Here is a 13,168-nt window from a genome sequence, read left to right on the forward strand (position 1 = left end):
CACCGCTAGCACAGGCCAAATAGTGCCTGTGAAAAGGCTCAGCAACAATGTGATTAATCTTGTTGCTGGCCTGAAATCACCTAAATTTTATAGGTTAATTATTATTTTAAATATGGAAAATATTTGTCTTTATTTTCAAGCATAAGAATAAAGCTATATTCTTGGGCAATATCATCGAGTGCATTAAAACGCCCTGATTTACCGCCATGGCCCGCATTCATATTCGTTTCTAATAATAATAATGAATTACCTTGTTTAATATCTCGCAATTTAGCCACCCATTTTGCAGGTTCCCAGTATTGAACTTGGGAATCATGTAACCCTGTCGTCACTAAAATATGTGGGTAATGTTGTGCTTTGATATTGTCATAAGGGCTATACGCTTTAATTCGCCAGTAATCCTCTTCATTTTCAGGGTTACCCCACTCGTCGTATTCCCCAGTAGTCAGAGGAATTGATGGGTCTAACATTGTGGTTACCACATCTACAAATGGAACAGCGGAAACAACACCCTCGTATAAGTCAGGCGCCATATTCACCACCGCTCCCATTAATAAGCCCCCCGCACTGCCCCCCATGGCATACACATGCCCTGCTTTACCATAACCTTCTGATAATAACCCTTTGGTTGCATCAATAAAGTCAGTAAATGTATTCATTTTGTGGATTGTTTTGCCTTGTATGTACCAATTTTTACCTAAGTCACCACCACCACGAATATGTGCAATCGCGTAAACAAAACCGCGATCCAATAAAGACAAACGAGATGAACTAAAAGAAGGGTCTATGCCATATCCATAAGCGCCATAACCATAGACTAACAATGGATTTTGACCATGTTTGAAAAGATCTTTACGGTAAACTAAGGAAACAGGGACTTTTACCCCATCTTGTGCTGTGACCCAAATACGCTCACTTTGGTAATTTTGCTTATTAAAATCTTTAACTTCTTCTTGTTTTAAAAGCTGTTTTTCTTGAGTCAGCATATTAATTTCATATACTGAAGACGGTGTGGTCATTGATGAGTAGCCGTAGCGTAATGTGTCCGTATCAGGCTCAGGGTTATTCCCAATCCACGCCATGTAAGTTGGGTCATCAAAGCTCACTTGGTTTTCTTTATGCGTTAACCAACTGATTTGGCGTATATTTACTAAGCCGTTTTGGCGCTCTTCTACCACTAACCAGTTATTAAATAACGCAAAACCTTCAAGATCAACCCCATCACGTGGTGCAATAAAGCTTACCCACGGCGCTAAAATATTGTCTGCAATATATAAACCAAACAATGGGTGCTGGTGATTAGAACGAATATAGAATTTACCATTGAAATGATCAGGATAGTACTCAACCCCAACTTGACGTGGTTTTAAGATTTTAGCATCATTTTGTGGCTGATTTGCATCAATTAACCGATATTCAGAAGTTTCAGTACTCGTGATACCTATTAAAATAAAATCTTTTGACGTCGATTTCGCTAAACTAACGTAAAAAGTATCATCCTTTTCTTCATACACCAGTTTGTCTTGAGTTTGCTGTGTACCGTATTGGTGCCTAACCACCTGATAAGGAAGCAATGTTTGCTTGTCCTTATTCACATAGAATAGCGTTTGGTTATCATTAGCCCAAACAATATTCCCTGATGTATTGGTTAATACATTCTCTTGCCACTCGCTCTCATCAATTTTTCGAAATGACACTGCAAATTCATTACGCCCTTGGCGATCTTCGGCAATGGCAAGCGTGGTATTATCTGGCGAAATAGCTAACGCACCCATACGATAATATTCTGTGCCTTCGGCACGTTCATTACCGTCAACTAATACAACCCATTCACCCTGACTATTTACCGGACGTCTTTCATAGATAGAATAATTTTTTCCCGCAACCACTCGTGAGCGGTAAGTATAACCATTATAATTATAGGGAACTGACTCATCGTCCTGCTTCATACGCGAAAATAGTTCATCGTAAATCTCTTTTTTTAACGACTCACCTTTCTCTAATTGTTGCTTTGTATAGTCATTTTCTTGCGTTAGATATTCGATAATTTCTGGAGACTCACGTTGGTCATCTCTTAACCAATAATAGTTATCAACACGGACATCTCCGTGAGTAGTCATTGTATGTGGTTGTTTTTTGGCTATTGGTGCTGACATTCTATCCTCCGCAGCACTGGTTGCTGCATATAAACCAAGTAATGTAATAAGACAAAACTCAGTAAGTTTATTACGCATAATTCATCCAATCTATTTTTCATTAAGAGTAAAATCAATAGGGATACTGACTGTCACCTGCCCATTGATTAAAATCTCGGTAGGTGGTTCAGGTAAAGGTGCCGCTCTTGATAAAACCTGCAAGGCTTCTCTATCCAACGATCGCGTTCCAGATGAACTCACCAGCTCGCTATCAAGTAAAAAACCTTGTGGGTCAACCGTAAATGTTACTGCTGATTGACCAACTCGCCCTCGCCTTACGGCATCTTCAGGGAAACGCTTGTATTTATTTAATTTACCCAATACTTGTGCTTCCCACAGCCTTTTCGCGTTCTCTATCGATTGTGACTGGCTATTAAATTCTGCGGCAATTTTCTGAGTCTGTAATGGCGCTGCTGCATCACTGGTGACAGGGGCATCATTGGCTTTTGAATCAGTCGCTTGTTTTTGTTCAACCACCTGCTTTTCACGCTTTTGTTTTTTTACTTCAGCTATTCGTTTTGTACTCACCGTCTTAGCCACTTGCACTTCTGCCTGCTCATTGATGGCTAATGGTGGGATAATTTTCTCTTCTGATGGAGCCTCATAGGCCTGACTCGCCACCGCTAACTCTTGTAGTTGACCAATGTTAACTTCTGTCAATTGTTCGGCTTGCGACTCTATCGAAATTTCCATCACCACTGATGGTGGAGGCAATAGCTCTTCCCATTGTTGATTATAAGTTACCCATATATAGCCCCCAACCACAGCGACATGAAGAGCAATTGCCAATGCGAACCACCCACTCATCTTCGTCGTTCGCTTTAAATACTTATTTTCAAATGTTGTTATACTCATTTTTATCTTATGTACTTATGTATCTTCACATAAACGCAAATGATAATTAATAACAAATGAAAATGGAAATCATTTCTTAATGAAAATAAAGAATACTTCACAAAATTAACTTTTTTGAAATCATTAGGTTGCTATTATTTAGTCATCATTTAGGGGTATACCAAACAAAATCAGCATGTAAATGGTCTATTTCTTCCCCTCTCTCTGAAATAATTAACACTTTGACTGATTCGTCAGGTGCGAGGTCTTGCACATGTAAAGGTACCCCAATAGCTCTTGTTGCATGGTAGCCACCTGCAAATAAGAGCGCGGGTGTAGGTGCATTTAATAACGACTCTGCCATACGGCGGTCACGCAACTGCTGTATAAAGGTCATTTTTACCACTTGTTCCGCTGTAAGTTCCCCACCATGAGAGCTTTCAATCGTTTTACTGATGAGTTCTTGAACAATAGGCTGAGTCGAATACTGCCCCATTATTGATGATGGGTTAGCGTAGGCGGAAAGCACCTCTTCTTTATCTAGGTTTGCAGAAAGTAATGGATAAGGTGAGCTTAGCAAATGACGGATTAAAGCCCCATACTGTTCCCAAGGCCAACCACTGTTCCATTTTATGGCGGACTGTAACTTTTCGTCACGAATATAAGGATTACTCTGCATCTGTGCCTGTACTCGACTCACACCTTTTTGCTGTGACGGTGTCAGCATTTCGAGTAAAACCGCACCTTGAGGCCGTATTTTTGGCATTTCCTGTACAAGCCATTGCTCAATTTGGTGGTGATAGTGGTTATCATGCTTTTCTCCAACAATCACACGTGGAGATTGAGCAAGCTGCTCAACTAATTGCTGAGGTGTTAAAGACTTACCTGTTGCTAAGTCAACAATTTGGTCGCTTGCTGTTAGCTGGCTATCCAATTGTACGTTTGTTGGCTCAATTTTTTGTGTACAACCAATAAGAAAAAATAACCCAACCATTAAAGTGGCTATTCGAGAGGTCAATCTAATTGAAATCATTATGCTTTCCATCTTATGTAGTCAAGCTCACAAGATACAGATAATGAGAATCATTTTCAACAAAAAGGCTCCTATGAAACCATAGAAGCCTTTAACACAAATTAATTAATATTAACCCTTAGAGTGGATTTGTTTGTGCTTCAACCACTGCCAATGCCACCATATTCACGATACGACGTACCGAAGCAATTGGTGTTAATATATGCACAGGTTTCGCAACCCCCATTAACACAGGCCCTACAGTCACACCATCAGAGCTTGTGACACGCAGTAAATTATAACTAATACGTGCTGCTTCCATATTTGGCATAATTAATAAATTTGCTGAACCTTTTAATGGACTATCAGGCATCACATCTTTACGGATAGATTCAATTAATGCGGCATCCGCATGCATTTCACCATCAATTTCCAAATGTGGGTCACGTGCTTTGATCATCGTTAGCGTATCACGCATTTTTTGTGCAGATGCGCAATCTGAAGAACCAAAGCTAGAACGCGATAACAGAGCCACTTTTGGCTCAATACCAAAGCGTCTTACTGTATCCGCTGCCATTAACGTGATTTCAGTTAGCTCTTCCGGTGAAGGGTCTTCATTGACATAAGTGTCTGCGATAAACGTATTACCCGTTGGTAATAACAATGCATTCATTGCACCTGCTGCATGAACACCCTCGCGGAAACCAAATAAATCTTTAACAACTTCATAGTGTTCGCCATAACTGCCCACCGTACCACAAATCATCCCGTCGGCTTCGCCACGCAACACCATGATCCCACCAATTAAGGTTGGGTTATTAATCACCGCACGGCGCGCCATTTCTTGGGAAATACCACGACGTTTCATGATTTGGTAGTATTCTTGCCAATATTCTTTATAACGCGGGTCGTTTTCGTTATTAACCACTTCAAAATCTTTACCTAACTCAATATGTAGGCCGAGTTTTTGAATACGCATTTCAATCACACTTGGGCGCCCAACTAAAATTGGGAAGGCTAAACCTAAAGACACTAATTCTTGAGTCGCATGCAATACACGCTCTTCTTCCCCTTCTGCTAATACAATGCGTTTTTTCGCCGTCTTAGCTTGAGAGAAAATAGGTTTCATGAATAAATTTGTTTTATAAACAAATTGATTTAATTTTTCGATATAGGCATCAAAGTCTTCAATTGGACGCGTTGCTACCCCTGAATCCATAGCTGCTTTTGCCACTGCTGGCGCAATTTTCACAATCAAACGCGGGTCAAATGGTTTCGGAATAATATATTCAGGGCCAAAGAATAAATCTTGGTTGCCATACGCAGAAGCCACTTCTTCGCTTTGCTCAGCCAATGCAAGGTCTGCAATGGCATATACACAAGCCAGTTTCATTTCTTCATTAATCGTTGTTGCGCCAACATCTAGCGCACCACGGAAAATGAATGGGAAACATAATACGTTATTAACCTGATTTGGGTAATCAGAACGACCAGTACAGATGATGGCATCAGGGCGAACTTCTTTCGCCAATGGTGGTAAAATTTCGGGTTCAGGGTTAGCCAATGCTAAGATTAGAGGATCTTTTGCCATGGTTTTCACCATTTCTGGCGTTAAAAGACGTGGACCTGAACAGCCTAAGAAAATATCTGCATTAGGAATCGCATCAGCCAAAGTACGTTGGCCGTTATCTTCAATTGCATACGCGGCTTTGGTGACATCCATGCGTTCGTCACGGCCTTTGTAAATCACCCCTTTTGAATCACAAACGGTGATATGTTCGCGTTTCAACCCCAACGCGACTAATAAATTCATACAAGCGATTGATGCCGCCCCTGCGCCAGAAACCACCAGACGCACATCACCAATATCTTTTTTAACAATACGTAAGCCATTGATAACAGCGGCAGTACAGATGATTGCGGTACCGTGTTGGTCATCATGGAATACAGGGATTTTCATCCGCTCACGAAGTTTTTGTTCAATATAAAAGCATTCTGGTGCTTTGATATCTTCTAAATTAATACCGCCAAAAGTCGGCTCAAGAGACGCAATGATATCAACTAACTTGTCTGGGTCTGTTTCATCAACTTCAATATCAAAGACATCAACACCAGAAAACTTTTTAAATAGTACACCTTTTCCTTCCATGACAGGCTTACCAGCCAAAGCACCGATATTACCTAACCCAAGGACAGCCGTACCATTAGACACGACCCCGACAAGGTTACCTTTAGCGGTGTAACGATAAGCTTTAAGTGGGTCATCTGCAATTTCAAGACATGGCACTGCAACACCTGGTGAGTATGCTAATGCGAGATCTCTCTGGGTTGTTAGTGGTTTAGTTGGGGTAACCGTAATTTTCCCAGGATGTGGAAACTCATGAAAATCAAGAGCACTTTGTTTTAATTTGTCATCCATCGTCAAGTCCTTTCAAAATAAGTAAGGTAAGAGCGATAACAGTATAAACACATCTCCCTAGCAAATCATGATCATACTGGCAATTTCCAAAAAAATCTTTCAGTTACAATAGAGTTAGGTCACCGTTAGAGTAAAACGTAATCACATTGATTATATTTTACTATATCGAAACACCTCTCTAATTTTTAAGATATTAACTAAAAATAATTTATTATTAGTTTTATGAGGTTAATATATATAAAAAATTAATCACATTATGAACCCTATCTTAAATACCTTCTCCGTTTAATATTGATTTAAATATTAGATATGAATTTTCTAATTTTAATGTATTATCAACAAGTATCTTATTGTTATTAGCGAGGGATATAATATATTAAGCAAAGAAGTAACATTAAGAATTCCCCATACTGATTTTACAATTATTAATACTCCAATTAAATATAATAAATATATCAAAATTAAACTGTCTATTTTATGGAAAGTATCAAACTAGACCTTGAATTTTAAGACATGAAAAAGGAACCCTCTATGTCTAAATATACCGTAATGATTGTTGATGAGCACCCTCTTATACGCTTGGGATTGCGACAGCTCATAAATACCGATACGCACTTTATTGTCACAGCAGAGTCCTCTTGTTGTTACGAGGCCTTAAGCATTGCAAGGCAGCTACAGCCTAATCTAATTATTATAGATACCAATATTCAAGGTATTAAAACATTTGAAACGATACGATTACTTCGTAAGCACTGCAATAATAGCTACTTATTAGTGTTATCTGCTTCAACAATTAAAACAGATATATATGGCGCTATTGATGCAGGAGCACAAGGGTATTTATTAAAAAGCAGTGAGCTTGACATGTTATTTTATAGTATGAAGAAAGCCTCTAGAGGGCAATTAGTTTTCAGTGAAAAAATATATCAGCATCTTATTTCTCGTCATAATTATAATGACCCACTCTCATCACTGACACGGCGAGAATCTGAAATTTTACATGAAATGGCTGTAGGTTTAAAAAACCGTGAAATATCTAATTTACTTTTTATTTCTGAAGAAACGGTTAAAGTTCACATTAGAAATATTCTTAAAAAATTACGTGTTCGCTCTCGTCTTGAAGCTAGCTTAATTTATATGCGTTCAAGATAATTTTTTCTAATTATATTAATTAACAAAGCTAAATTACGAATAATTTAATTATAAGTTTATTATATATTTCTCACATTTGGGCTAGATCCTAAGCGATTTTTGCCTCATTATGTATGGATTATCGCTAGTTTTTTGAGGAAAATCATATGCCCAATACATCTAACTCTCCTTATATCATGTACGGAATTAAAAACTGTGACACCATTAAAAAAGCACGCCGTTACTTAGAAGACAATGGAGTTAACTATCAGTTTCATGATTATCGTGCTGATGGTATTAGCGATGAATTACTTTCTACCTTTATGGAACATATTGATTGGGAAGTGTTAGTAAATAAACGAGGAACAACTTGGCGTAAACTGACTGATGATGAAAAAAATGCAGTGGTTGACTCAAATAGCGCGAAAAAAGTGCTAATTGCAGAGCCCGCCATGGTCAAAAGACCCGTACTTGTTTCTCCAGACAACCGTTACTTAGTTGGGTTTAGCGCAAATGACTACCAAAACTTCATTCGATAATCAGGCGGTTATGATGGATTGCCCAGTTATTCAACTTGCCAAAGAACTGATCTCACGCCCTTCTATCAGCCCTGATGACCAAGGTTGCCAAGCGATACTGACTGAGCGTTTAAACCAACTCGGTTTTACCGTTGAACCAATGCATTTTGGTAACACATTAAATTTTTGGGCACATCGAGGTACTCAAGGCCCAACCCTCGCATTTGCAGGCCATACCGATGTCGTACCAGCAGGCAATAGTGAAAATTGGCAAACACCCCCTTTTAGCCCGACAATTATCAATCAACATTTGTATGGTCGCGGTGCTGCTGATATGAAAGGCTCAGTCGCAGCAATGGTTGTCGCCGCAGAGCGCTTTGTCAAAAAGCACCCTCAACATCAAGGGCGTTTGGCCTTTTTAATCACATCAGATGAAGAAGCCGATGCGCTAGATGGCACGGTCAAAGTGGTCGAAACATTGATGGCACGTAATGAACGCGTTGATTACTGTTTAGTCGGTGAGCCTTCAAGCCAATCTCATTTAGGCGACATCATAAAAAATGGCCGTAGAGGTTCTATTACGGCAAATCTTACCATTATGGGAACGCAGGGGCATGTTGCCTATCCTCATTTAGCGGATAACCCGGTACATCGAGCAACTGCTTTTTTGCAAGAACTCACATCAACTATTTGGGATAACGGCAACGAATTCTTCCCTGCCACCACTATGCAGATTGCCAATATTCATGGTGGTACAGGGGCAAGTAATGTGATCCCTGGTGAGTTATTTGTTCAATTTAATTTTCGTTTTAGCACCGAATTGACCGACACACAAATACGTGACAGGGTCACTAGCATGCTAGAACGCCATGGCTTAACATATAAAATAGAGTGGTCATTATCTGGGCAACCATTTTTAACTGAAAAACAAGAACTTGTCACTGCAACTTTGCAAGCAATTCATGAATTAACTGGTCTTAATGCAGAGTTATCCACAAGCGGTGGAACCTCCGATGGCCGTTTTATCGCCCAAATGGGGACTCAAGTTATTGAGCTCGGCCCACTGAATGCCACCATACATAAAGTTGACGAATGCGTTAGCGTCAAAGACTTGCAACAGCTGGCCTTAATTTATGAACGGGTCATGGAGTTATTGTTATTATGATCACTATTGCCATGTTAACAGGCCGCTCAACTGACCATTTAGTGACACTTGGCGGTTCTCATCGCCTACAGTTCAATGCCACCAAAGCATTTTTAGCCATGCAACAAGCGGCTGTAAAGTCAGGGTTCAAGTTACAATCGGCAAGTGCATTTCGTGATTTTTCACGTCAACAGTTAATTTGGAATGAAAAATTTACCGGTCTCCGCCCTGTTCTTGATGCACAAAGCCAACCTTTAGATATTACAACGCTTTCTGAAGGCGAGCTTTGTGAAGCTATTTTACATTGGTCAGCATTACCCGGTGCAAGCCGCCACCATTGGGGAACCGAAATAGATGTTTATGACCCATTACGTATTCCTTCAGGGCAAACGTTACAGTTAGAGCCTTGGGAATATGAAACTGGTGGCTATTTTGCTGAACTGAACCACTGGCTGACGGATAACATGGCGACATTTGATTTTTATCGCCCTTTCACTGCAAAAAATGCAGGGGTTGCCTATGAACCTTGGCATATTAGCTACTGGCCTTTATCCCATGAAGCTGAACAGCTTTTAACGCCAGAAGTCATTAAACAAGTTCTCCTACAAGAGGATATTTGCGGAAAAAACTGGCTAAACAGTAACTTAGATTATGTATTCGAACGCTATATTAAAGCTCCTGAATAATTTCTAAGCTAACAGAGCAACTTCTACCACGCCTCATAGATTACGCTACATAATTTATGGGGCTTTTTTCTTTTTCGTGGCAATTTGTTCATCAACAACTGGAAGCCGATACATAAAAATAAGCAGCCAACACAACAGTGCCAATAAACCAATTTTTAACCATAAATAGCTAACAACCCAGATTGATAGTGAAAAAGTGAGTATTATCAATATGATTGCTTTTGGTTTTGCCCCTTTCGGTAGCCCTTTATGCTTTTGCCAGTGACGGATATATCCCCCAAACCAAGAGCGATATAATAACCAATGGTGAAAGCGTGGAGATGAACGAGAAAAACACCATGCCGCTAATAACAAGAAAGGCGTAGTCGGTAAAACAGGAAGAATAACGCCAGCAAAAGCCAGCGCAACAGCTAACCATCCAATAACAATGAGGAACAATTTTTTCAAAATTACTCCCCCTCCCTAAAAAATAAATCAAATGGTAAAAGCCGCATAAAATCTGTGGTAACTCATAATAATATCAATGGTATACTCTAATGGTAAACACGCTTAATGAAAAGTCGCTTTTGCCGATTGGAATGATTATTGTTCCCATAGCTTTCTTTCTCAGGAATCTTTGAGGTTTCAATGATAGATATTTATTTTTCTTTATATCATTTAGTTTCGATGAAAAGATGCAAAAAAACACAATAGAGGCATACACTAGTATGTACTAGGGTAACTGAGCGATATCAACGCACAGACAGCTCAAAAGAATGGCTCACTCGATTCCATTCTAAATTATTTGAGTTGTATGAAGGCGATGAGAGAAGGCATCCCTAGGAGCATACAAAAGTATGTGACTAGGGTAACTGAGCGATATCAACGCACAGACAGCTCAAAAGAATGGCTCACTCGGTTCCATTCTAAATTATTTGAGTTGTATGAAGGCGATGAGAGAAGGCATCCCTAGGAGCATACAAAAGTATGTGACTAGGGTAACTGAGCGATATCAACGCACAGACAGCTCAAAGAATGACGAATGGAAGGTGAATATGCAATGGTTGACAGACTACTGGTGGATAATCTTGCTCCTATTGGTTGGGCTTATCTGGAACTCAGTCAAAGAAATGATGAAATTGGACCCCAAAAAATTTTTAGATAACAAGCCTGAAATCCCTCCGCATCAGGATAATAACCATCTTTGGGATGATGAAGACGATTGGCCTAAAGACAAGAAGAAGTAATTTTCTGCTTTATTTCAGCTAAAAGTGCTGGTTGGTATTGTTTTACCTGTATACCAACCTCTTCTCTTACTCGTTTTAACCATTGCTTTTGCCCTGTAATACCGACATCCGCGCAAATCTTGGAGATAGGTTCACATAATACAAAATGCCGTCTGAGGAGAGGAAGCCCGTTTGTTTCTTCCCTCAATAAACGCATAATTGCACTTGTACTCGCCGAAATTGGGCGCTTAAACTCACTAAAACCGATCAGTTCTATCCAATCATCTGTCACTAGTTGCTGCTGTGGATCCGTTTCGAACGCAAACTCTTGTAAATCACTGCGCCAATATAGGTCACGTTTTAATCGGGATTCGCCTTGTTCACAAAGTTGGTATGCACGGTTTGAAATAGGTAAAATAGCCATCGCGGTAAAACAGCCACTACTGGCTTCTTTATGCGAACCTATTCGTATCAGCCTAAAACCTGCTTTTTGCCAAAAAGCCACTAAGTCTGGTGTTAGCCCAAAACTAACAGATATAAAGTCCAAGCCTTGCTCTGTGGCGAACGCTTTTTGTTTTGCTAGCAGTGTTAAACCAATTTGGCGCCTACGGTGGTTCGCATCAACGGCAATACGCATCACTCGGCGAGATAGCCATTGTGCCGCAATGGGGAAATAACTATGAGCTGCTAAAGATTGGACAACTAAATTTCCTCTTGGTCGACGAAGCCCAGCCCATATTTGCCAGCTCAATGATTCGGTTAACTGTCCTTCATCTACCATCCATAATGCACCTAAATAGGTACAATCATCAGACTCGGCTTTTGCCACCATAAAATGTTGTTGCTGGGCATCCAATAGTCGTCGTAAATCTAATGGTGACGTTCGATAATGTGCACTCATCAATAAGCCATAAAACGCTTTTAATTGCTCATTATTTTCCGCTAATGATGCCTGAGTTAACGCTTTATATTCAGTATTTCCAGCAAGAACCGTTTGAGTGGTGGGTTCTTGCAGCAATAAAGCCTCATTGACCCACAATTCTAAGGGATCATTAGCCGCATAGCGCATTGGGTTATCAAGTTGTAGTAAAGTGAAATGGGCTAAACTTGCACAGAACTTTAGCGTAAATCCACGCCCTGTTCCTTCATAACCATCGACTGTCGTAGTTAATAAAACTCGGGGAAAATACCCCACCAGCTCACGTAATATATAATTAGGAATAGCAGAAGCTTCATCGATGACTAGCCAATCTGCTGTTATTTTTTCATTGCTGCGGCAGTACGCTAATAAGTTATCAGGGGACCAAAAATTAATCTTTTGTCCTGCGTGCCGACTTAAAACTTCCGTCGCCACTTTGGCGGGAGCACAACACCAACTCTCTCCCATAAATTGTTTTATTAACATCCCAGCTATTGCAGATTTTCCGCGCCCTCTCGGGGCTATCAAGCCCCAAATGCCATGTTTTGCTTTTAATAATTGGCTAATTATTTGTTGCTGCTGTTCTGTTGGCTGGCCTGTCGGTGCTTGCCATAATGGTTTGTTATTTAGTAATGAAAAATCAGGCTCATCTCCTTGTTTATAAAATAAAATATCGGAAGATGTTTGGAAAGTCCGTTGCAAATGGTGAACAAAATTCGGTGTCGGAATTAGACCCAATTGTTCATTCCAACGTAGGCTGTCTAGATCAGCATTTGTCGCCCACTCAGTTTGAGGTGCAGTACATAAAACTAACAAGCTCCCTGCTTTTAACGTGCCAGCAAGCATGGCTAGGGCTTCACTATGAAAACCTTTACGCGCATCAAAGATGCCATGTAAAAATTCACGGCCCAATAATAGATGTGCATTTTCTGGGGAAACCCCTTGTGGCAAATTCGCTGAAATGGTTAACCAGTCGCCATCAATGGCTGTCTGAAGTTCGTTGAGTTGCTGTTCCACCCACGCACTGTCACCAGAAAGAACCATAAGACGACGCATGCCAACCATATGTAGCTGTTCGATAATAACAGGAAGCAATTTCACCATC

Annotated in this window: 11 protein-coding genes; 5 read left to right on the plus strand and 6 right to left on the minus strand. The window is 40.1% G+C overall.

The genetic code is table 11. From position 1 onward, the window contains the following. Nucleotides 1-101: 101 nt before the first annotated feature. The 4 genes from M1F25_RS12220 to maeB form a co-directional block, all read right to left on the minus strand. Nucleotides 102-2,234, minus strand: coding sequence for a S9 family peptidase (locus M1F25_RS12220; protein ID WP_181488029.1), 2,133 nt, complete (start codon nt 2,232-2,234; stop codon nt 102-104). 12 nt (nt 2,235-2,246) lie between these two features. Further along, nucleotides 2,247-3,050: an energy transducer TonB gene (locus tag M1F25_RS12225; protein WP_004253601.1), complete on the minus strand. Its 804-nt coding sequence runs from the start codon at nt 3,048-3,050 to the stop codon at nt 2,247-2,249. 145 nt (nt 3,051-3,195) lie between these two features. Continuing rightward, complete coding sequence (locus M1F25_RS12230; RefSeq protein WP_232062731.1) at nt 3,196-4,062, minus strand: ChaN family lipoprotein; 867 nt, start codon at nt 4,060-4,062, stop codon at nt 3,196-3,198. Between the two features lie 118 nt (nt 4,063-4,180). Continuing rightward, entirely contained in the window at nt 4,181-6,460 is a 2,280-nt protein-coding gene (maeB, locus tag M1F25_RS12235) for an NADP-dependent oxaloacetate-decarboxylating malate dehydrogenase (RefSeq protein WP_004253593.1), read from the minus strand. 531 nt (nt 6,461-6,991) lie between these two features. Here maeB and M1F25_RS12240 point away from each other — a divergent pair. The 4 genes from M1F25_RS12240 (at nt 6,992) to M1F25_RS12255 (ending at nt 9,939) form a co-directional block, all read left to right on the plus strand. Further along, entirely contained in the window at nt 6,992-7,612 is a 621-nt protein-coding gene (locus M1F25_RS12240; RefSeq protein WP_036957668.1) for a LuxR C-terminal-related transcriptional regulator, read from the plus strand. 146 nt (nt 7,613-7,758) lie between these two features. Then, nucleotides 7,759-8,130 (plus strand): ArsC family reductase, encoded by a 372-nt coding sequence (locus M1F25_RS12245; RefSeq protein ID WP_164565255.1) that lies wholly within the window; start codon nt 7,759-7,761, stop codon nt 8,128-8,130. Between the two features lie 13 nt (nt 8,131-8,143). Continuing rightward, nucleotides 8,144-9,274, plus strand: coding sequence for a succinyl-diaminopimelate desuccinylase (dapE, locus tag M1F25_RS12250; protein ID WP_164565705.1), 1,131 nt, complete (start codon nt 8,144-8,146; stop codon nt 9,272-9,274). Then, on the plus strand, nt 9,271-9,939 hold the full coding sequence (locus M1F25_RS12255; protein ID WP_136135129.1) for a M15 family metallopeptidase: 669 nt from the start codon (nt 9,271-9,273) through the stop codon (nt 9,937-9,939). Before dapE ends, M1F25_RS12255 begins: the two co-directional genes overlap by 4 nt. A gap of 54 nt (nt 9,940-9,993) precedes the next feature. On the opposite strand, the gene M1F25_RS12260 is transcribed toward M1F25_RS12255, so the two are convergent. After that, nucleotides 9,994-10,386, minus strand: coding sequence for a DUF454 family protein (locus tag M1F25_RS12260; RefSeq protein WP_004253588.1), 393 nt, complete (start codon nt 10,384-10,386; stop codon nt 9,994-9,996). 587 nt (nt 10,387-10,973) lie between these two features. Between M1F25_RS12260 and M1F25_RS12265 the strand changes: the two genes are divergently transcribed. Next, nucleotides 10,974-11,165: a YpfN family protein gene (locus M1F25_RS12265; RefSeq protein WP_112307944.1), complete on the plus strand. Its 192-nt coding sequence runs from the start codon at nt 10,974-10,976 to the stop codon at nt 11,163-11,165. Here M1F25_RS12265 and M1F25_RS12270 read toward each other — a convergent pair. Further along, on the minus strand, nt 11,146-13,167 hold the full coding sequence (locus M1F25_RS12270) for a tRNA(Met) cytidine acetyltransferase TmcA (protein WP_172767110.1): 2,022 nt from the start codon (nt 13,165-13,167) through the stop codon (nt 11,146-11,148). The genes M1F25_RS12265 and M1F25_RS12270 overlap by 20 nt on opposite strands. Between the last annotated feature and the right edge of the window lies 1 nt (nt 13,168).

Origin of the sequence: Providencia sp. PROV109, assembly GCF_033681625.1 — a bacterium.
Taxonomy (GTDB): domain Bacteria; phylum Pseudomonadota; class Gammaproteobacteria; order Enterobacterales; family Enterobacteriaceae; genus Providencia; species Providencia hangzhouensis.